This window comes from Algoriphagus aurantiacus, assembly GCF_035156405.1.
Classification (GTDB): domain Bacteria; phylum Bacteroidota; class Bacteroidia; order Cytophagales; family Cyclobacteriaceae; genus Algoriphagus; species Algoriphagus aurantiacus.
Genome location: NZ_JAXRUT010000015.1, coordinates 37,398 through 59,557, shown reverse-complemented (window position 1 = coordinate 59,557; position 22,160 = coordinate 37,398). Strand labels below are relative to the sequence as shown.

Below are 22,160 nucleotides of genomic sequence, written 5' to 3'. Positions count from 1 at the left end.
TTAGGATATGTGAACTATTTTATTTTTCTTACTATTAAAATTTAGTAGAACTATGAAAAATACATTAGATGATTCCCACAAACGCTACTTAAGAAAGCTAAGAGTTGGTTTTCTGACTATCCTTTGCTTATTCATTGGAGGTTTAGCATTCTCTATCTCAAAGCTTACTGCTGCTCCTGATACAGGAAAACATATTTCCGAAAAAACTGTAAAGGGCCTTATTCTTTCACCAGAAAAGAAACCAATTCCTGGTGCGGTCATCAATGTCAAGGACACAACTACTGGAACAGTGACAGATGTAGATGGAGTTTTTAGTATGGACCTGCAATACTTCGAAGAAGAAACTGTAATCCTAAAAATCTCTATGATTGACTACGAATCCACAGAAGTGGTAGTGAAGACGAACAAATTGCCAAAAGATCTGGGTAAAATCACACTGCAAAAAGAAACTGACTAAGGGTAGTAATGAAAATCAAAAAACTTAACTTTTTATTGAATTTTACAAAAGCAGTTGGAGTGATAGCTCTGACTGCTTTTTCGTTGTTCTTTTCGAACTCCAGCTTTGCGCAAACCTCTTCTTCCAATGTTGAAACCCCTTTACCTAAAGATCCGATAGTAAGAGGGCAAATAGTTAACAAATCGGAAGGACCCGTTCCTGGCGCTGCAATTCTAGTCAAGGGAACCACCACCGGAACTGCCACTGATATGAACGGTTTTTTCGAATTGAACCTCTCAATATTTACCGAGAAAACTATCACTCTGGTGATTACATATTATGATTCTACAAGTATTGAAGTTGATGTCAAAACAGCCAAACTCCCGAAAGACCTTGGACAGATCCAATTTGATAAATAATGAGAATAAAGAGTAACTGACTGAATTTACATTAATCGAGTCAGTCAACTGACGGTATTTACATTAATCGAGTCATTCAACTGACGGTATTTACATTAATTGAGTCAGTTGAATAGTAAAATCAAGTAAAAAACTATACATTGTACTGTATTTCAACCCGATAGACAGTGCAAAATATCCCGAGAGCTCTACAGGCTGATTTTCACAGCAGGCTCAAGCCAAATAAGGTATTAATGATCCTTGGCCCGAGAAGGTCTGGGAAAACTGCGCTTGTACGACAGTTTACCAAAGATATCGATCCACAACGAAGCCTGATCCTCAATGGGGAAGATATGTTGGACGCAGCACTTTTGCAGGAAAGGTCAGTGGCAAATTACAGTCGATTACTGGCGGGCAAAAACTTGTTAGTCATCGACGAGGCACAGCATATCCCGGACATCGGACTGATTCTAAAACTAATAGTGGATAGTATTGATGGGATACAAGTAGTCGCTACGGGCTCATCATCATTTGACATGCACCAGCAGGTAGGTGAGCCTTTGGTAGGGAGAAAGAACACCTTGTTTCTTTATCCTCTAGCACAGATGGAATTTGCGAAAATAGAAGATTTCAAAACCACACTGGAAAAGCGTGAAGGACGTTTGATTTTCGGTGGCTATCCAGAGCTCACGCGTTACCCCGATTGGAAGGACAAGGAAGATTGCCTCTACCAGATCATGAATGACTATCTTTTGAAAGATATTCTGATGGTCGATGGAGTAAAAAATTCAGACAAACTCTATTCTTTGCTCCGACTGGTAGCTTTTCAAGTAGGAAAAGAAGTCTCACTGGAAGAACTCGGAAAGCAGCTTGGAATGTCAAAAAATACGGTAGAGCGCTATTTGGATCTGCTTTCCAAAGTATTCGTTGTGTTCAAAATTGGCGGATATAGTAGAAATCTCCGCAAAGAAATCGTGAAGAATAGTCGCTGGTACTTCTATGATAATGGGGTTCGAAACGCCATCATCCAAAATTTCAACCGCTTAGATATGCGGGCGGACGTTGGGGATTTATGGGAAAATTATTTAGCGGTAGAACGTAGGAAATGTCAGAATTATAGCCACATGCATTGTATTAACTATTTCTGGAGGACATACGATCAACAGGAAATTGACTGGGTGGAAGAAGAGGGAGATTTGCTACGGGCTTTTGAATTCAAATACCAACCCAACAAACCTCCCAAAGCCCCAGCCGCTTGGGCAAAAGCCTATCCTGAAGCGAGCTATGAGGTGATTCATTCTGGCAATTACTTAGACTGGATAGGAGCTTAGCATTCACGTTTGAATTTAAAAAGGAACTACATTATTCAGATAATTACAATAATCACAATTATAATGACAAATCAACATCCCTGACTATCAATCTGTTAAGCAATACTATTTTTAGTAAACCCAAAAAAATAGGTTATGGGGCTTCAAGCAATTATTATTGATGCTTAAACTAAAACATCAATAACATTTTATGAAAAACTTTTTCCTAACTCTAGTTCTAATCTCGATGGGTGCAATATCAATTGCACAAACTTCTTTATATGAACACCCAAAATTCGAAGAATACGCAAAAACTCATGAAACAATTGCAATCCTGCCTTTTAATGCAAGTATAACATTGAGGCCTAAAGATATGAAATCCATGTCAGTTGATCAGCTTGAAAAAATGGAACAAGCTGAAGGAATAAGTGTTCAAAACGGAATGCACTCCTGGTTTCTAAAAAGAGACAAAAAAGGTAATTCAACAGTGGCGTTTCAGGATCCTATTACTACTAATGCAAAACTCAAAAAATTCGGAGTAACTTTTGAAAACTTCGACGAATTTACACCCAATGAACTTGCAGATATTCTTGAGGTTCACGCTATTATCATGGGAACATTTGAAACTAATAAACCCATGTCAGAAGGGGCAAACTTGGCATTGAATTTATTAGTTGGATTTGGTGGAGCTTCAAATAAAGCCATTTTGAACATGAATCTTTATGACGGGGAAGAAGGTGTTTTATTAGCGAATTACAATAAATCTGTTAGCGGTTCTCTTGGCAGTTCCACTGAAGACATGATTAATGTTTTAATGAAAAAAGCATCTAGAAGAATTTCTTATTCAGACTGATACTACTTAAATATTACCAAAAAACCCTTGAAGTCTTATCGGCCTCAAGGGTTTTTGAATAGTTGAGAAAATTGCGGATTACAACTCTACGGTTTCCACATTTTTGAAGTAAACCTGATTATCAGCATCCAGATCTACCATTACCGCTGAATCATTTTTGATATAACCTGATAAGATTTGCTTCGAAAGCTCATTCAAGACCAATCGTTGCATGGTTCTTTTCAAAGGTCTTGCCCCAAAATTCGGATCAAAACCAACCTCTCCAAGATAATCCAACACTTCTTTAGTTGCTTCGATCTCAATATTTGCTTCAGAAAGCCGCTTTTGAATCTCTCTCCATTGGATATCTACAATCTTACGGATGATCTTCTTATTTAGGGGTTCAAACATGATCACCTCATCTATCCTATTCAAGAACTCTGGCCTTACAGATTGCTTCAATAAATCGAAGGCCTCTGTTTTTGTTTTCTCCATGATCTCATCCTTATTCCATTCTTCTATTTCTGCAAATCGCTCCTGAATCAAATGTGAACCGATGTTGGTCGTCAAGATGATGATTGTATTCTTGAAGTTAGCTACTCGACCCTTATTGTCAGTCAACCGTCCATCATCCAAGACTTGCAAGAGAATATTAAATACATCTGGGTGGGCTTTTTCAATTTCATCCAGCAAAATCACAGAGTATGGCTTCCTACGTACTGCCTCAGTCAATTGCCCACCTTCATCGTATCCCACGTAACCTGGAGGTGCTCCTACCAAACGGCTTACCGCATGTCTTTCCTGATATTCGGACATGTCGATTCTCACCATAGAGTTCTCATCATTGAATAGGTATTCAGCCAAAGCTTTAGCTAGCTCAGTCTTACCTACGCCAGTAGTACCCATAAAGATGAAGCTACCAATCGGACGTTTCGGATCTTGCAAACCTGCCCGACTTCTACGAACAGCATCAGATAAAGCTGTAATCGCTTCCTTCTGTCCTGCCACTCGATGTCCAAGCTCATCTTCCAGATGAAGCAATTTTTCCCGCTCAGACTGAATCATTTTATTCATCGGGATTCCAGTCCACTTTGATACTACAGCGGCAATATCCTCTTGATCAACTTCCTCTTTTAGCAAAGGTGAACCTGCCTGCATTTCAGCCAACTGAGACTTGAATGATTCCAGTTTCTTCTCAGCCTCAACGATCTTACCATATCTGATTTCGGCTACCTTACCAAAGTCTCCGGCTCTTTCAGCCTGCTCAGCTTCCAGTTTATAATTATCAATTCGTTCTTTCTCCCGTTGGATTCCGGTGATCACCGCCTTCTCACTTTCCCATTTAGCTTTTACACTATCCCGCTTTTCTGCTAGCTCCGCCAGTTCTTTACTTAGGACAGTTTCTTTATCCTTATTTTTTTCCCTACGAATAGCCTCTCGCTCAATCTCCAACTGCATGATTCGACGATTCAATTCATCCAATTCCTGAGGTAAAGAATCAATCTCCATTCTCAATTTAGCGGCGGCTTCATCCATTAAGTCGATAGCCTTGTCAGGTAGAAACCGGTCAGAAATGTATCGCTGTGAAAGCTCTACAGCTGCTATAACTGCATCATCCTTAATCCGGACACCATGGTGCAATTCGTATTTATCCTTGATTCCACGAAGAATAGAAATTGCGTCAGCGGCATCTGGTTCATCCACTATAACTGCTTGGAACCTTCTTTCAAGCGCCTTGTCTTTCTCAATGTATTTCTGGTACTCCTTCAGGGTTGTGGCTCCAATGGCATGCAATTCACCTCTAGCCAATGCTGGTTTCAATAAATTGGCAGCATCCATGGCTCCTTCACCTCCACCACCAGCTCCGATCAATGTATGAATCTCATCAATGAAAAGAATGATCTCGCCTTCTGCATCAGTTACTTCTTTGATGACAGCTTTCAATCTTTCTTCAAATTCACCTTTGTACTTAGCTCCTGCAACCAACAAACCCATATCCAGAGAAATCAATGTCTTGGATTTTAGATTTTCAGGCACATCACCAGACACTATTCGCTGGGCAAGTCCTTCTACAATAGCAGTTTTACCTACACCTGGCTCACCCAATAAAATCGGATTATTTTTGGTCCTTCTAGCTAAAATCTGAAGTACCCTTCTAATTTCTTCATCACGGCCAATCACTGGGTCAATCTTACCCTTCTTAGCCATTTCATTCAAGTTTTTAGAGTATTTCTCTAAAGCTTGATATTTACTTTCTGCGTTTGGATCGGTCACTTTATTTCCTTTTCTAAGTTCTTTAATCGCTTCTATCAAAGGCTTTTCAGAAATCCCCTGATCCTTTAAGATTCGAGAAGCTGTATCTCCTCCAGCCAAAATTGCCAGCAACAAATGCTCGATTGCGACATATTCATCCCCAAAAGTCTTGAGGTAGTCTTTTGCTTTCGTTAGTAATTGATTCGAATAATTCGACAAATAAGGCTGTTGCTGCCCACCACTTACAGTTGGCAACTTAGCCAACTCTTCTTCAAGTTTTTGACTGATTAATTGCTTATTTGTTCCGAGTTTCTTGAATAGAAAATCAGTTACATTTTCATCTTCAGTAAGAATTCCTTTAAGCAGGTGCAAAGGTTCAATCGCAGGCTGGCCTGCTGCTGAAGCTAACTCCAAAGCTTTTTGAATCGCCTCCTGAGATTTTATCGTGAATTGTTTGAAGTCCATAGTAAAGTTGGTTATTAGTGGTGTCAAGCTAAGCCGATAGATTGCTTTCTTCATCCCCTCTAAAGGCTATCTCCCTAATATCAAAACTATCACCAATTAGATTTTTCGGTCATAATGACTGAAAAACCATGAATCAACCTATAAAAACGGAAATATTGACAGTTATTTTTCCAACTATTTAAGCTAAGTCATTGTGTTCTCCATTTTGCCGGTATAAATACCCTTCCCACTTTCACTAAGCCGTAGAATTTGGCTACCCTACTAAATTTAGTATCAAAAGGCTTTCAGAACCCTAAGCATCTAAGTCATGAGTTACAATTAATTGCAGGGGAAAAAATAAAATCCTGCTCTATCGCTAAAGCAGGATTTTTAATTTCAATCAAAACGATTTTATTCAGTATTATCTGCATACTCCTCCACAGCCTGCCATACTCTAAAAATATTTTTATAACAAATCTTCTCAATTTCTTCTCTTGAATATCCACGCTTCAAAAGTTCTGCGATAAGATTGGGATACATTGATACATCCTTCAAGCCAGTAGGCAAAGAATCCCCTACCCCATCGAAATCAGAACCTAAACCTATATAATCTACTCCGACCAAGTTTTTTACATGATCGATATGATCTGCAACACGCTGAACAGTCGGAAATGGATTATTGGCTGCCATATATTCTGACGCATACGCTTTGAAAGCCGAATCACCACGGCTCATATTATTTTCAGCCATATAATTAATCAAATGCTCACGTACTTTATCAGAACCTGCAGCATAAGCTGAATCAATAAAAGAACCTCCAAAATTGATCATCATGACTCCCCCATTTTTTGCCATTGCCTGAATCAGCTCATCGCTCATGTTTCGCTCAAATTCTGGTGTAAAATCCCTTACTGAAGAGTGAGAAGCAATCGCCGGAACTTTGGTAATCGCTAAAGCATCTTTAAATGTATCATCAGAAACATGTGAAAGATCAACCATAATCCCAACTCGATTCATCTCTGTCACAACCAGCTCTCCATATTCACTCAAGCCATTATACAACCTTACTGTATCATAACTACTGTCCCCAATGAGGTTTGCTTTGCCATGAGTCAACGTAATGTATCGGATCCCTCGCTCGTGGAAATAGGCCACATTTGAGATATCATCTTCCAGTGCAGATCCATTTTCCATTCCCATCGGTAAAGAGATTTTGCCTTCGGCAAAGTTGGTCTCGACATCAGCAGGACTATACGCCATCGCAAACTTATCTGGAAAAGTATCTGCCAAACGCTCCGTCATCAATATGAGCGAATCTGCTAAAGACTTCGAAGAACCAGGAGTCTGCTGAAGTCCTGCCGGAATATAGATAGACATAAAAGGAGCATCCAGGCCACCCTCTTTTGCTCTTGGAAAATCAAAATTACCATCTGGAGTACGAACTGAAACATCCAAAACTTCACGCTGAAGTGTAAACCCTCCTACTTTCATGCGATAAGGTAAATCCACGTGCCCATCTACAATGATGGTTTCCTTGGCTATTTTGGTGGCAACTTCCAATCGCTCTTCGTCGGACATTTGGGTGTAATCAATTGTCTCATTTTTTTCTTGCGGTGAACAGGCAAACGCCAAACTAGCGAACAATGCTAGGCTTACATATTTCCTCATAAGTTGGTGGGTTAGATTAAATCATAAGATAAGTGGTTTTTACAATAGTGCCCAAATAAATCCATCAAAGGCAATAATCACAAGAAATGAGGCAAATCACCACTACTTAACACCCCATAGCTATTAAAACTCAAACCAATATTCTAAAATTAAATACAAAATCATCCCGAAAAACCCGTTTGCACAGAATCTGATTTTAGTTTTACATGTGTTTATAATTCTCTTTCAAAGGTCACATAGCCTGTCCCGAACTTGATTCGGGAGAATCTCGCTTGGTATATAATCATACCACTGTGTGTCGCTTGCTTCATGCTCGATTTCATCTGATTATTGTATTTAATCTTCACTTTTCAATAGGAGAAAACAACAACTTCTCAATTCAGGTGGAAATTATTACTTGAATATTGTAATTTACCGGAAAGAGCTATCTGAAGAAACTCAAAAATTTTCTTTGACTTACAACTAGCCGCTTAGCCATTATTCATTATTTAACTATACGCTAGCGACCGAATACTTCAACTAATAACACTAACCAAAAACTAATATGAAACTAATAACAGCTAAAATAGGGCTTTTAGGATTATCGGCAGCAATCATTTTTGCTAACTGTTCTTCTCCAAAAACAGAAGAAACCTCCGATGTGGTGGCCGTAGAGGAGGTGAAAACACCTACCCTGACCAAAATCTGGGAAACAGACTCAACTTTAACAACAAATGAATCTGTATTGTATGATGCAGATTCAGGGAAAATCTATGTATCCAATATCGAAGGTGAGCCTGCTGGAAAAGATGGAAAAGGATCAATTTCAATAATTGATAAAGAAGGTAATATCGTTACCCAAGCGTGGGTGACTGGATTGAATGCACCTAAAGGAATGGGAATTACCAATGGCAATCTATACGTAACCGATATAGATCAATTGGTAGAAATCAATTTAGAATCCGGCAAAATCACAAATAAATACCCTGTGGATGGGGGTCAATTTCTTAATGATCTTGCTACCCATGATGGAAAAGTGTACTTCACAGATATGAATACCGGAAAAGTACATTTGCTTGATGCAGGAAAAATAACCACCGTGACAGAAGGACATGAGTCTATCAATGGTATTGCTATCGGCGAAGATGGTGAGCTTTATGGATTGGACAAAACTGGATTGAAAACACTTCAGGTAGACGGCACTTCAAGAATCTTGAACGAAACTGTCACAGGTGGGGACGGACTTGTGATTTTAGGAGATGGAAATTATATTGTTTCTCGATGGGCAGGAGAGATTTACTTTGTGAGTGAGGAAGGTGAAACATTGCTTGTGGACACTAAAGATGCTGAATCAAATACAGCAGACATTGGGTTTATCCCTGGAGAGAATATTGTGTTGGTTCCCACTTTCTTCAAAAACAAGGTAGTGGCCTATAAATTAGATTACTAAACCCTACACTATTCAAAATATTAAAAGCCTTCTTGCGAAGGCTTTTTCTAGGTCAATTGAACTGTGATGACATAAATTACCTTATACTAAAGTACGGGTGCCCAAAAGTATAATTACCCTATATGGTACCTAAAGAGCAGTCTTTAGAAAATTTTCAAGAAAATTCCCTAAGAGCTCCTTGCTAATACACTGTATATTGGTCACTTATGGAATTCTGAATCATTGATAGGCACTTTCTATCAGAATTTTGTCTATTTGTGAGTAAATTTGTCCTAATTCAAAACCTTACCGAGTTTTTCACAATTCGGATCTAAATTTATCCATGATGAAATCAGGAGAAATAAATTACGAACTCGAAAAGAACATAGAGGTTATCTCACAATTGGATGGCCTTGTAGGCGAAGCTGTAGATAATATCCTAGTAGATCCAGACAAGTGCTGGCAACCATCCGATTTCCTTCCCGATTTTGGAGATCCAGATATTCATGACCAAGTAAAACAACTACAGAAAAGATCAGAGGGCATTCCTGATACGGTATTAACTTCCCTCATCGGCAATATGATTACAGAGGAAGCACTTCCTAGTTATCAGACATATTTTAATCTTCTGGAAGGAATCAATCCAGAAAGAAACCTACTTTCTCCTTCTGGCTGGGTTCGCTGGTCCAAATCCTGGACTGCTGAAGAAAACCGCCATGGTGATCTACTTAATAAGTATCTCTACATGACTGGTAGAGTGGATATGAAAGCTGTAGAGCAAACGATTCATAGATTGTTGATGAATGGTTTTGATCCGAATTCTGGCGGAGACCCTTATCAGGCTATCGTATATACATCATTTCAGGAGAGAGCTACTAAGGTCTCTCATGTAAACACTGGTAAATTGGCAGATATCGCAGGAGATACAGTACTTGGGAGAATCTGTAAGCAAATTGCAGGAGATGAAGCTAGACATGAAAAAGCCTACAAAAGCTTTATGTCAGCAATATTTGAAATTGATCCAAACGGAGCAATTATCGCTTTCGAGAAACTTATGAGGAAGCAAATTGTAATGCCAGCAGTGTTGATGGGTGAAGGAAGCTCAAATCCTTCTTTATTTACTCAATTCTCAGCAATCACTCAAAAGGTTGGGATTTACACTGGTTGGGATTATGCCAGAATTATTGAACACCTAGTGAGTCTTTGGAAAATAGAAAACCTAACGGGATTAAATGATGTGGCTTCTAAGGCTCAGGATTACCTCGTTAAACTTTCGGACAGATATATGAGATTAGCGGATAGGATGAAAGCCCCTGAGGAAGTAAAACTCGCATGGCTTAAATAATTTAATGCCCTTGCTACTCCTAATCCTTTCCGTAATGGAAAGGATTTTTTGATTGTATCTGCTCTTCTTATCTTAATAACCATTAAGCGATTTTTATTCAAACCCTCGAAATCTCCGATTTCAAAACACGTGAAAAATCGTCTCTCTAGCCTACTTTATGGACAATACTCAATCAGAAAATATATCACTAGCATACCTTCAGCCTTCGGATTACAAGGATCTCAAAGAAGCCATGATCGATGCATACAAAAATATGCCTGGCTCTTACTGGGCTGAAAGCCAGATTGAAATTTTGATTAATAAATTCCCTGCCGGGCAAGTTGTCATCAAAATAAATGATCAGCTGGCAGGCTGTGCGCTTTCTATAATAGTAAATGATGCCGAACTGGAAGGAGAGCATACCTACAAAGACATCACAACCAACTTTACCTTTGAGAATCACAACGATTCCGGTGATATGCTCTACGGCATTGATGTCTTTATCAAACCGGAATTTCGTGGGTTGAGACTTGGCAGAAGATTATATGATTACCGCAAAGAACTCTGCGAAAAGCTAAACTTGAAGGGAATTGTATTTGGTGGGAGAATCCCAAATTACCACAAGTATGCAGACCAGATGGGGCCAAAAGAATATTTAGAAAAGGTAAAGATGAAGGAGATTTATGACCCAGTTTTAAATTTCCAACTGGCGAATGACTTCCATCCTGCCCGGATCATGAAAAACTATCTAGAAGGCGATTCTGCATCCAGTGAATTCGCAGTGTTGCTGGAGTGGAATAATATTTTCTACGAAAAACCGAACAAAAAAGCATCTTCAAACAAGACAATTGTTCGCCTGGGCTTGATCCAATGGCAAATGCGTTTGTATGATAATTTGGATGAATTGATGCAGCAGGCAGAGTACTTTATCGATGCTGTTTCTGGATATCGCTCGGATTTCGCACTTTTTCCAGAGCTATTCAACGCCCCACTGATGGCAGAATTCAATCACCTGAGTGAAGCGCAGGCAGTCCGTGGCTTAGCTAAATATACCGATGAAATTGTCAAGCGTTTTGCGCAGCTATCTGTATCCTATAATATCAACATCATCACCGGCTCCATGCCGAAGGTGAAAAATGACAAGTTGTACAATGTAGGTTACCTCTGTAAAAGAGATGGCTCTATTGAATCGTATGAGAAACTCCATATTTCACCGCTGGAAGCCAAAGTATGGGGAATGCAAGGTGGTAACATCCTCAAATCATTTGACACCGACTGCGGCAAAATCGGGATTTTGATATGTTACGATGCTGAGTTTCCAGAACTGAGCCGGATTTTAGCGGATCAAGGAATGGACATTTTATTCATCCCATTTTTGACAGACACTCAAAACGGCTATTCCCGAGTCCGAAACTGCGCAATGGCAAGAGCTATAGAAAACGAATGCTACGTTGCCATGGCAGGAAGTGTGGGCAATTTGCCAAAAGTTCATAATATGGATATGCAATACGCACAATCCATGGTAATCACACCTTGTGATTTCCCCTTTCCAAGCAATGGCATCAAAGCCGAGGCCACACCAAATAATGAAATGACCTTGATCGCGGATGTCGATCTGTCCTTATTAAGGGAGTTAAATCAATTTGGCAGTGTAAGAAATCTAAAGGATCGTAGAACCGACCTATTCGAACTCAGACTAAAAGAAGTTCCGAAATAATTTGAGAAAGGGTAAATTTTATTCCCTTGAAAACCATTACATGTATATACATCAATTGGAAAGACATGAGATCAATCAAAAAAATACATAAAGCAGAATACAGACCTATAGCGGATTTGGTGACCTATAGCCCTATGCCTACACGTTCGCTGAATCATTTAGATCCGTTTATATTTTTAAATCATCACGGTTTCCAGACTTATCCAGCACATAATAATGGGCTGCCCTTCGGTCCACATCCTCATCGCGGCATGGAAACAGTCACTTTTATTCTGGAAGGGGATATCATGCATTTGGATTCCTCTGGTCACAAATCTGTTATTGGTCCAGGCGGCGTTCAATATATGACAGCAGGAAGCGGTCTGATACATTCCGAAGTTAGCAGTTCTGAATTCAAAGCTAAAGGAGGAGATCTCGAAATCCTTCAGCTATGGCTGAATCTTCCAGCGGACAAAAAAATGATCACACCCAGGTATAAGGGACTTCACAAGGAAGGAATTCCAACATTTACCTTAGATAATGGTAAAGTAAAAGTGCAGCAGCTCTTCGGAGAATGGAATGGAGCTAAAGGCGCTTTCGAAGGTAATTTTCCGATCAACATGAGTACAATTTATCTTGAGAAAGGTGGAAAATTCGAGAAAACAATTCCTGAAGATGAAAATATTTTCTTCTACGTTGTTCGTGGATCCCTCACTGTCAATGGCCAGGAAGTCAATTTCCGACATTTGGTTGAATTTGAAAATACTGGGAAGAAAGTCGAAATAGAGGCTACTGAAGATGCAATCCTTATCCTAGGAAATGCCGCTCCTTTCAATGAACCTATTATCGCTCAAGGCCCTTTTGTAATGAATACACATGGGCAGATCCAAGAAGCTTATGATGATTACCAAGCTGGGAAATTCGGGACTTGGACACACTGATCAGCTATCAATAATATCCTGGGAGATCAGCCGGTAGATTTCAGCAATCCCTTCATTGTAACTTAAAAATCGATGATGGTCTTCCAGCGTTTCATAATCTTCACGAATTGCCGGTCCGGTTTGAGCTGCTTTTGCTCCCAATTGAAGGCTTTTGGAAATTGTCTCAATAATCAGCGGCTTCAGCATGTCGAAATCCAACCCCTGTCTTCGCATCACTTCTTCCGCTATTCTTATCATATGATTGGAGAAATTGCTCGCAAAAACGGCCGCTATATGCATCGCTTTTCTATCCTTCGATTTCACTGTATAAGTGAGAGGAGATAGACTTTTTGCCAGCTTTTTAAGTTTTTGCAGCGTTTCTTCATCGTCAGATTCTAGCAAAAATGGCACTTCATCAAACTCAAGTTTCCGACCTTTGGTGAAAGATTGTAAAGGATAAAAAATACCGGTATAGGTCGCTGAACTATAATTCAACATATCCAACCCAACTGAGCCTGAAGTATGCACCAAAATACTTTCCTCTGGCAGAATAATCTCATCTGCCACTTCAAGGATTGCGGAATCTTTTACTGCAAGAATAAATATCTGAGCTTCACTTGAGGAGAAATCCAAGTCATCTTTGGGCTCGCCTGCATATACCCGATTCGTAATTTGCTCTGCACTTTTTAATGTACGTGCAAAGACTTCCGTAATACTATGCCCCGCATCTTCCAGAGCTGGAGCCAGGTGCCAAGCTACATTTCCTGCACCCAGTATAGCTATTTTAAACTTCATGATGGAAGTAAACTAATTTTCACGAAAAAGAAAAAGCCATTCGAATCTCTCCGAATGGCTTTTTCAACAACTATATTGTTTTGCTTAAATATGCAATGCTCTATTGTCTGTCGCTGCCAAACAAGCTTCTTTGAAAGCTTCCGTATAAGTCGGATGTGCATGGGACATTCTGGAAATATCCTCCGCTGATGCCCTATATTCCATAGCTACCACCGCTTCAGCAATCATATCCGCAGTTCTTGGTCCGATCATATGAACGCCCAGAATCTCGTCGTTCTCAGCATCAGCCAAAACCTTCACCAATCCATCGGTGTCCATAGAAGCTCTTGCACGACCTGATGCCATGAATGGAAATTTTCCGGTTTTGTATTTTATGCCCTTTTCCTTCAACTGTTCTTCTGTAAAACCGACAGATGCTACTTCAGGCCAAGTATAAACTACACCTGGAATTAAGTTATAATTAATATGTGGCTTCTGTCCCAAAATCGTTTCAGCCACAAATACTCCTTCTTCTTCCGCTTTGTGGGCAAGCATGGCACCTTTCACAACATCACCGATTGCGTAGATATTTGGTACATTAGTTTGCAAATGATCATTGACTTCGACTTGACCTCGTTCGGTAATCTTCACACCCGCAGCCTCTGCATTCAAGCCATCCGTGTAGGGTTTTCTACCGATTGAAACCAAGACATAATCCCCTTTCACTTCGATAGTTTCACCTTTCTCATTTTCTGCCTTCACGGTCACTTCTTTGCCTTTGCTTTCTACAGCAGTCACTTTATGCTTTAAATAGAATTCAAAGCCGATTTTTTTGAGAGACTTTTGAAGTTCCTTGCCCATGGTGCGATCCATCGTAGGAATAAGAGAATCCATAAATTCAATTACAGAAACCTTAGCTCCCATTCTTGCATAGACAGAACCTAATTCCAAACCGATTACACCACCGCCGATTACGACCAAGTGCTTAGGGATTTCTTTTAGATTTAGTGCTTCAGTTGAAGTGATCACCCGATCTTTGTCCAGTTTGATAAATGGCAAAGAAGAAGGTTTGGAACCTGTGGCGATAATAATATTTTTACCTTGAATATCTGAAGATGACCCGTCGTCCTTGGTTAATTTCACGGTGGTTTTATCCACGAATGAACCAATTCCTTGATGAACATCGATTTTATTCTTCTTCATCAGGTATTGAATACCATCTGTGTTTTGCTTAACCACATCATCCTTTCTAGTGATCATCTGCTTCAGATCTACCTTCAGGCTGCTCATGTTGATTCCGTGAGTCTTGAACGTATGAGCAGCATTGTGGTAATGCTCAGATGAATCTAAAAGTGCTTTGGAAGGAATACAGCCCACATTGAGACAAGTACCTCCAAGAGTAGGATATTTTTCAACAATGGCGGTCTTTAACCCAAGTTGTGAACAGCGAATTGCTGCTACATATCCACCAGGGCCAGAACCAATTACTATAACGTCGTACATGTTTTTAGATTTTAGTAGCAAGTATCATGTATCAAGACCTCCACTTACTTTCAATTGAAACTTATTTGCATCAAAATAGGAAAGCTTAATACTACATTCATTTGCTAAGCCCCTACTTGATACTGGTTACCAGATACTTTTTTAAACACCAAACAACAATCTGGTAGGGTCTTCAAGCAATTCTTTCACCCTTACAAGGAAGCTTACTGATTCACGACCATCGATGATTCGGTGATCATAAGAAAGCGCCAGGTACATCATCGGAAGAATAACCACTTCACCATTGACAGCCATAGGTCGCTGCACGATGTTGTGCATTCCCAAGATTGCAGATTGAGGAGCATTGATGATTGGTGTGGACATCATGGAGCCGAAGATTCCACCATTAGTCAACGTGAATGTTCCACCGGTCATTTCCTCGATAGAAAGTTTATTGTCCCTGGCCTTACCAGCAAGTCTAACCACTTCTTTTTCTATTTGATCAAAGCTTAATGTCTCAGCATTTCTGATCACCGGCACCACCAAACCTTTTGGTGCAGATACAGCGATTGAGATATCACAGAAATCGTTGAAAACCATTTCGTTTCCATCAATCTTGGCATTGACTGACGGCCATTCCTGAAGTGCTACGCAAACCGCTTTGGTGAAAAAAGACATAAACCCAAGTCCTACACCATGCTTTTCTTTGAATTGCTCTTTGAATTTGGATCTCAAATCCATGATTGGCTTCATGTTCACTTCATTGAAAGTAGTGAGCATTGCAGTCTCATTTTTCACCGATACCAATCTTCTGGCAACGGTTTTCCGCAAAGAAGACATTTTTTCTCTACGCTCATTTCTAGAACCACCAGCTGGAGCTGGCGCAGCAGCCTCTGCTGATTTACTTTCAGATCTTGCTGGTGCAGGAGCTGGCTTTTGAGCAGATTGTGCGTCCTCCTTAGTAATTCTACCGTCTTTCCCGGTACCTTTCACAGACTCAGGAGAAACGCCTTTTTCAGCCAAAATCTTGGATGCAGCCGGAGAAGCATGTCCAGTCGCATAGTTTGTATTTTCAGAGCTAGCTGCAGGTGCAGTAGCAGTTGAAGATTCTGAAGAAGCTGACTCAGCCGGCTCACCTTCTGTCACTTCGATCTTGCAGATCATTCCTCCTATCTCTAGAACATCACCTTCTTTAGCTACATGACGCAGAATTCCAGATGCCTCCGCTGGCAATTCAAACGTTGCTTTGTCCGAATCGACTTCAGCAATTATCTCATCCAACTTTACATAATCACCATCTGCTTTTAGCCAATTGGCCAAAGTCACTTCGGTGATAGACTCACCTACAGTGGGAACCACCATTTCTTTTACCTCGCCTGTAGCTTTTGAGTCAGATGATTTGGGTGCTTCTTTGTCATTGCCAGATTCCTCTTTAGGCTTATCATCCGATGAATTACCAGGAGTTCCAGTTTCGTCAATTTCACAGATCACAGCTCCGATTTCCAGTACATCACCTTCTTGGGCTTTTATTCTAAGGACACCTGCTGCTTCAGCAGGCAACTCAAAAGTAGCTTTATCGGATTCCAATTCACACAGGACTTCGTCCATCTGAACTTCATCTCCATCTTTTTTAAACCATTGGCCGATGGTAACTTCTGTGATGGATTCACCTACAGCCGGAACTTTAATTTCTTTGCTCATAAGTTTTTCTTTTTTCTCTTTTGTAGTCAAAAAGAGAGGAACAAAATGATACGATTATTTTGGATGTCTTTATAAAAAGAGCTGTAATTATTTCAATTTAAGTGCTTGAGCTATAATATTCTTTTGCTCCTCTACGTGTACTTTATTGTAGCCTGTAGCAGGAGAGGCACTTGCTTTCCTTGCGATTACATCCATAGGAATCTCTTTATGAAGCAATCTTAAAATATAATTCCAATAGCCCATATTGGATGGTTCTTCCTGTACCCATACAAGCTCCGCTTCTGGATAGCCTGCCAGTACATCTAGCATTTTCTTTTTGGGGAGAGGGTGAAGTTGTTCGATTCTGACAATTGCGACATCTTTCACTTTCTCTTTCTCTCGGGCTTCTTCCAGATCATAATAGATCTTGCCTGAGCAAAGTACCACTCGCTTCACGTCTTTTGCATTCACAGTAGTATCTGGAAGCACTTCTCTGAAAGAACCTTCAGTAAACTCGGAAAGTGGAGAAACTACTTTTGGATGTCTCAAAAGTGACTTAGGCGACATCACGATGCATGGCTTTCTGAATTCCCAAGCCAATTGTCTTCTTAATAAGTGGAAGAAGTTGGAAGGCTCAGTGACATTTGCCACTACTGTATTATATTCAGCGGCCAGCTGGAGAAATCTTTCAGGGCGGGCATTAGAGTGCTCTGGTCCCTGGCCTTCGTAGCCATGTGGAAGCAGCATCACCAATCCATTCATTTTCTGCCATTTAGATTCTCCAGAAGTAATAAACTGGTCAATCATGGTTTGAGCGCCATTTGCAAAGTCTCCAAATTGGGCTTCCCAAATCGTAAGTGAATGAGGATTAGCCATGGCATAACCATATTCAAAACCTAACACTGCGTACTCTGACAGAAGTGAGTTGTAGATATAAAAATCACCTTTTCTATCCTTCATTTCCTTGAGGGAATTGTAGGCTTTATTGGTGTTGGCATCATGAAGTACAGCATGGCGATGGGAAAATGTACCTCGCTGCACATCCTGGCCTGTCAACCGAACTGTCTTTCCTTCCAGAGTCAAGGAACCGTAAGCAAGTAATTCCGCTGCTGCCCAGTTCAAGGATTTTGATTGGAAAAACATTTCTTTACGCTGCTTCAACTGTGCCTCAATCTGCTTAATTGGCTTGAAGCCTTTAGGAATTACTGTTAATGCTTCAGCAACTTTTTCAATTATATCTTGGCTGATTCCAGTTTCTGGAGACTGATCAAAATCTTCTGGTTTTGATCTTCTCAAGCTACTCCATTCGTTTTCAAAACGTGTTGCCTGATAAGGAAGTGGCTTTTCTTTAACCAAATTCAAACGGTCTTGAAGGAGCTGCCTGAACTCCTCATCCATTTGAGAAGCCAATTTTGCCTCCACATCTCCACGCTCGGTCAAGCGTTTCACATAGATCTCACGTGGATTCGGATGCTTTGAAATAATATTATAAAGTTCTGGCTGAGTGAATTTTGGTTCATCAGATTCATTGTGTCCATGGCGTCTATAGCAGACCATATCGACAAAAATATCTCGGCTGAATTTCTGTCTGAATTCGGCTGCAAGCTTGGCCGCAAACACCACTGACTCTGCATTATCACCGTTGACGTGAATTACAGGAGCATCGATGATTTTAGCTACATCCGTACAATAAATAGAAGATCGGGCATCATCAAAATCAGTTGTAAAACCAACTTGGTTGTTGATCACAAAGTGAATCGTACCTCCAGTGTGATAACCTTTCAACCCTTCCATCTGAGTTACCTCATATACGATACCTTGTCCAGCAACAGCTGCATCTCCGTGAATCAAAATTGGAAGAGCCTTTTTGACATCTCCCTTATATTCAGAATCGATTTTGGCTCTAAGAAAACCTTCTACCACAGGATTCACCGCTTCCAAGTGAGAAGGGTTAGGGGCAAGTTTCAAGTGAACCTTGTTCTCGCTGTGTGTCACGATATCGCTAGAATAGCCCATGTGATATTTCACATCGCCATCTCCCATTGTCAAATCCGGCTTTGCTGTTCCTTCGAATTCAGAGAATATCTGCTCGTAGGTTTTGCCCATGATGTTTGCCAGGACGTTGAGACGGCCACGGTGAGCCATGCCTATCATTACTTCTTTCACTCCCAATTGGGAGGAGGAATTGATTACGGCATCTAAAAATGGGATGGTGCTTTCTCCGCCCTCTAGTGAAAATCGCTTTTGCCCAAGATATTTGGTATGCAAAAAGTTTTCGAAAACTACTGCTTGATTGAGCTTAGAAAGAATTCTCTTTTTCTCTTCATGTGTAGGATTAAATGCTAAAGCTTCTTTTTCGACTTTAGTTTTAAACCAATCCAGCATTTCTGGATCACGGATGTATAAATATTCGAAACCCACTGACCCTTCATAAATGGATTTCAGCGAATCTAAAATTTTTGAAAACTTCGCACTCCCAATTCCAATTTCATTTCCAGCCTGAAACTCGGTGTCCATGTCCTCCTGACCTAAACCGAAATCCTGAGGATCAATTAGGGCCTTTCTATCTCTTCGCTCTCTTACGGGATTAGTCTTAGATCTCAAGTGAGCCCTTGAGCGATAAGCGTGGATCAGTGCTCTTACCTTAATTTCCTTAGGCAATTGCTCCATGTCCATTATAGTACCTGGAGTGGCAAGTGCACCATTCTTTGCAGGTGCTACAGCTTTTCCATTCGATGAAGCCTCATTTTCCTCTTCGCCATAATTGGTAAGCGCAAAGTCAAAGCCATCGAAAAACTCTTTCCAGCTTGGGTCGATTGATTCTGGGTCACTCTTGTAAGAAGAGTACAGCTCATCTATATAAGATACATGAGCGTTAGCGATATAAGAAAACTTATCCATAATTGATTCTTAAAGAAGAAACCAAAGCTAAGGCCTTAATTCAACAATAAAAAATCGCTTATTTGCCTTTCCAAATATATGGTTTTCCCCGAACGGTAGTTCACCTTAAATATTTCAAAACTGTCTAATAAACCTGCCATAGGGGAAAGATTAAGTAATTCCGGAGTAGCAACGCTTTGAATCTCTTTTAGATTAACTTCAAGTATTTTGTACCCATTAATATCATAGATAGCTAAAAAGTTCTGCATGAATTCATCCCTTGCTTATGAATATTAATGGATCTTTTTCAAATTTCTTCCAGTCGGCTAAAAGCGCTTTTTCGAGACTTTTTACATTATCTGAGTGGTACTTCTCAGGAAGATTCTGAATATACTTTATCAAATTGTAGCAAGTAGTAAACTGACCGCATGCAATAAGGTTGTCTTGTCGCTGAACTTTCAGATCTTCTGCATCCCACCAAAGTGTAGTGGGCATCTGAGAAGCAATAAGAGCGGATTCCCTGATTCTATCGGATATTTTGATGTAGTCTGCTTTCTCCTCCTGTTTGGCGTCAGTGAGTGAATTTTGTTTTCCGTTTAGTTGGTACACTGTAGAAGTTATTCTTCTATTTGTAAACCTGGGGGATTTATAAAGCAAGTCAAAATTCAGTCTTCTAATTTGTCTAAGGAATATTTCATTTATCATCAGCATTGCAGAAGTCCAGCGGTTCATAATCATTTTTTTGACCTGGTTTAGACTCAACTGAGCGAATTGTTCCACATCATTTAACAAAGCATGGGGCATAATTGTCTGAATCTTTTCTTGTACTTCCTCTTTTGCTTTCTTGACTAGAGAATCACCATAAAGTCCGAGCACCGTCAATAAGCCAAATCCTCCAATCATAACGGAGGAAATAATGTAAAGTAAAGGCCAGGATTTTTCAAAATACACATTTAAAACACTCGCAGAAATTAAGCCCAGAACTCCGATCAATAGGCCAATCCAATAAAAAGGCCTCATTTGTAAGTGCCCTAACCATCCAGCAACATAAGCTGAAAATGATTCCTCACCACCTTTCGAACCTGAGCTTTGGTACGGCTCCCAGGTAGGCATTACAAAACCATCTACATCATTCACTATAAGTAAGTCCAAGGGAAATCCGTCATGAGAACTCTTATCAAAATTAACCATACTACCTATCCCTTGATTGTCCACGATTCCTCCATCCATCACACCGACACCTTTGGTGAAATTTGCATGCTCAACTAAATTTAAATATTCCTGACTTGTATGATTCTCTATGTAATCATTGGGAAAGATCATAGGATCAAAGCCAACTGGGAAACAAGAAGACGATGCAATAGCATCTGCAATCCGAATATCTCCCACTACAGCCTGAAGTTCATCGCAGGACAGCTGGTAATTACCAAACTTATTGACATTCTGAAACCTAAAAGTTAAACCATAAGAAAACTCAGTAGCATTGAAACACACGTATTTCAGATGACCTTTTGTTATCTCAGGCTTTAAAGCATCAAAACTTTCCCCAACTAATTTCTCATAATAAGTGAGAGCAAATCCATTAATGATGGATCTACTCCGTGTGGTGCTTTGCCAAAATTGATTATTCATGAACTTCGCCGTAGCCTCATCCACCAGCTTATCTTCTTTTAAAAAAGAATAAAGGGTTGAGTAAAAAGTCCCGAAGGAATCACCTCTGGCATTGCTGACTGCAAATAATGCAGCCGTGATTGTACCTCCACTCACTGAGCTAATCGCGATGACATTTTCAAGCAATGGTTTACTATCAAAAGCTATCCTGTTAAGGTAATCTAGTACTCCTAGGCTGAAGGCAGTTGCTCGGTATCCTCCACCGCTAAAACAGACCCCTATAGATTCAAATGGTTTTAAAGGATCAGAAACCTTAGCTGACTGTGTCATAAAAATGGAATTAAAAGATTGAAAATCTACTCCAAAAAGAAAACTTAAGATATAGAAAACCAGCCAATTACATATAAAACAAGGAGAAATTATCGCAAGCAAATACTTTCATCCCTCCATACTTTCTTAACTCTATAATCTCCCTGTACCCTAATCTTCAATGATAATTAGGCTTCTTCCAGAATTTAAGCGCATCTTTAAATCAAAGCGAATACCTTAACGTAAAGGCAGCTTCATCCTCCCAAAGCTTCGTGAAGTCAGTGAAATTATAAGCCGGCTTCCAATAAAGCCCTACATAAAAATTACTTTGATTGATATTATATTCCAATCCTACGATCGCATCTATTCCATAGGCATTGTAATCCTGATCAATCTTATACACCCATGGAGGCTCACCTTTTCCATCTTTCCACATCCCGTAGTGAACACCTCCTCCTAAATACCATTCCAACCCTCTGAATTCCCGAATATCCATGTGATGCTCATACAAGGCCGCTGCGACCCAGCCTTTCCATCTTCTATAGACCAAAAGATCAACAGCGCCCTGCTGTGAAATAAATTGCTTTACAGTCACCCCAATATTGGTTCCACCTGTAACTCCAATCATGGTATTATAATCTCTCATCTGTGCCTTAGACTCTGCAGCAGATAAAAACACAAGGGTAAATGAAGCAAAAGCCACCAAAAGAGTAAATCGCATAATTAAGATATTAA

The 22,160-nt window shown here is 40.0% G+C and carries 16 protein-coding genes; 8 read left to right on the top strand and 8 right to left on the bottom strand.

Annotated elements, in window-relative coordinates:
• The first annotated feature begins 52 nt into the window (after positions 1–52).
• From SYJ56_RS15330 to SYJ56_RS15315, 4 genes are all read left to right on the top strand, one after another.
• Positions 53–457 carry a carboxypeptidase-like regulatory domain-containing protein gene (locus SYJ56_RS15330; RefSeq protein WP_323835548.1) on the top strand — a complete coding sequence of 135 codons (405 nt, stop codon included), beginning with the start codon at positions 53–55 and terminating at the stop codon, positions 455–457.
• Positions 458–465: 8 nt separating this feature from the next.
• The gene (locus SYJ56_RS15325) at positions 466–855 is read left to right on the top strand and encodes a carboxypeptidase-like regulatory domain-containing protein (protein ID WP_323835547.1); all 390 of its coding nucleotides are present in this window, start codon (positions 466–468) and stop codon (positions 853–855) included.
• A 167-nt stretch (positions 856–1,022) separates the two neighbouring features.
• Positions 1,023–2,165 carry an ATP-binding protein gene (locus SYJ56_RS15320; RefSeq protein WP_323835545.1) on the top strand — a complete coding sequence of 381 codons (1,143 nt, stop codon included), beginning with the start codon at positions 1,023–1,025 and terminating at the stop codon, positions 2,163–2,165.
• A gap of 190 nt (positions 2,166–2,355) precedes the next feature.
• Complete coding sequence (locus SYJ56_RS15315; RefSeq protein WP_323835544.1) at positions 2,356–2,997, top strand: hypothetical protein; 642 nt, start codon at positions 2,356–2,358, stop codon at positions 2,995–2,997.
• Between the two features lie 78 nt (positions 2,998–3,075).
• Here the strand turns inward: SYJ56_RS15315 and clpB are convergent, their stop codons facing one another.
• Together clpB and SYJ56_RS15305 are read right to left on the bottom strand one after the other, a co-directional pair.
• Positions 3,076–5,694 carry an ATP-dependent chaperone ClpB gene (gene clpB / locus SYJ56_RS15310; RefSeq protein ID WP_323835542.1) on the bottom strand — a complete coding sequence of 873 codons (2,619 nt, stop codon included), beginning with the start codon at positions 5,692–5,694 and terminating at the stop codon, positions 3,076–3,078.
• A 390-nt stretch (positions 5,695–6,084) separates the two neighbouring features.
• On the bottom strand, positions 6,085–7,341 hold the full coding sequence (locus tag SYJ56_RS15305) for a dipeptidase (RefSeq protein WP_323835540.1): 1,257 nt from the start codon (positions 7,339–7,341) through the stop codon (positions 6,085–6,087).
• Positions 7,342–7,885: 544 nt separating this feature from the next.
• On the opposite strand from SYJ56_RS15305, the gene SYJ56_RS15300 reads away from it, so the two are divergent.
• The 4 genes from SYJ56_RS15300 (at position 7,886) to SYJ56_RS15285 (ending at position 12,710) form a co-directional block, all read left to right on the top strand.
• The gene (locus tag SYJ56_RS15300) at positions 7,886–8,770 is read left to right on the top strand and encodes an SMP-30/gluconolactonase/LRE family protein (RefSeq protein WP_323835538.1); all 885 of its coding nucleotides are present in this window, start codon (positions 7,886–7,888) and stop codon (positions 8,768–8,770) included.
• Between the two features lie 322 nt (positions 8,771–9,092).
• A complete protein-coding gene (locus SYJ56_RS15295; protein WP_323835536.1) occupies positions 9,093–10,094 on the top strand; it encodes an acyl-ACP desaturase in 1,002 nt (333 codons plus the stop codon).
• A gap of 157 nt (positions 10,095–10,251) precedes the next feature.
• The gene (locus SYJ56_RS15290) at positions 10,252–11,790 is read left to right on the top strand and encodes a carbon-nitrogen hydrolase family protein (protein WP_323835534.1); all 1,539 of its coding nucleotides are present in this window, start codon (positions 10,252–10,254) and stop codon (positions 11,788–11,790) included.
• A gap of 65 nt (positions 11,791–11,855) precedes the next feature.
• Complete coding sequence (locus SYJ56_RS15285) at positions 11,856–12,710, top strand: pirin family protein (protein WP_323835532.1); 855 nt, start codon at positions 11,856–11,858, stop codon at positions 12,708–12,710.
• On the opposite strand, the gene SYJ56_RS15280 is transcribed toward SYJ56_RS15285, so the two are convergent.
• From SYJ56_RS15280 to SYJ56_RS15255, 6 genes are all read right to left on the bottom strand, one after another.
• On the bottom strand, positions 12,711–13,484 hold the full coding sequence (locus SYJ56_RS15280; protein ID WP_323835530.1) for a Rossmann-like and DUF2520 domain-containing protein: 774 nt from the start codon (positions 13,482–13,484) through the stop codon (positions 12,711–12,713).
• An 84-nt stretch (positions 13,485–13,568) separates the two neighbouring features.
• Positions 13,569–14,966: a dihydrolipoyl dehydrogenase gene (gene lpdA, locus SYJ56_RS15275; protein WP_323835528.1), complete on the bottom strand. Its 1,398-nt coding sequence runs from the start codon at positions 14,964–14,966 to the stop codon at positions 13,569–13,571.
• Positions 14,967–15,107: 141 nt separating this feature from the next.
• On the bottom strand, positions 15,108–16,646 hold the full coding sequence (odhB, locus tag SYJ56_RS15270; RefSeq protein WP_323835526.1) for a 2-oxoglutarate dehydrogenase complex dihydrolipoyllysine-residue succinyltransferase: 1,539 nt from the start codon (positions 16,644–16,646) through the stop codon (positions 15,108–15,110).
• Positions 16,647–16,733: 87 nt separating this feature from the next.
• Positions 16,734–19,526 carry a 2-oxoglutarate dehydrogenase E1 component gene (locus SYJ56_RS15265; RefSeq protein ID WP_323835524.1) on the bottom strand — a complete coding sequence of 931 codons (2,793 nt, stop codon included), beginning with the start codon at positions 19,524–19,526 and terminating at the stop codon, positions 16,734–16,736.
• Between the two features lie 252 nt (positions 19,527–19,778).
• Positions 19,779–21,446: a patatin-like phospholipase family protein gene (locus tag SYJ56_RS15260; protein WP_323835522.1), complete on the bottom strand. Its 1,668-nt coding sequence runs from the start codon at positions 21,444–21,446 to the stop codon at positions 19,779–19,781.
• 202 nt (positions 21,447–21,648) lie between these two features.
• The gene (locus SYJ56_RS15255; protein WP_323835520.1) at positions 21,649–22,146 is read right to left on the bottom strand and encodes a hypothetical protein; all 498 of its coding nucleotides are present in this window, start codon (positions 22,144–22,146) and stop codon (positions 21,649–21,651) included.
• Positions 22,147–22,160 lie beyond the last annotated feature (14 nt).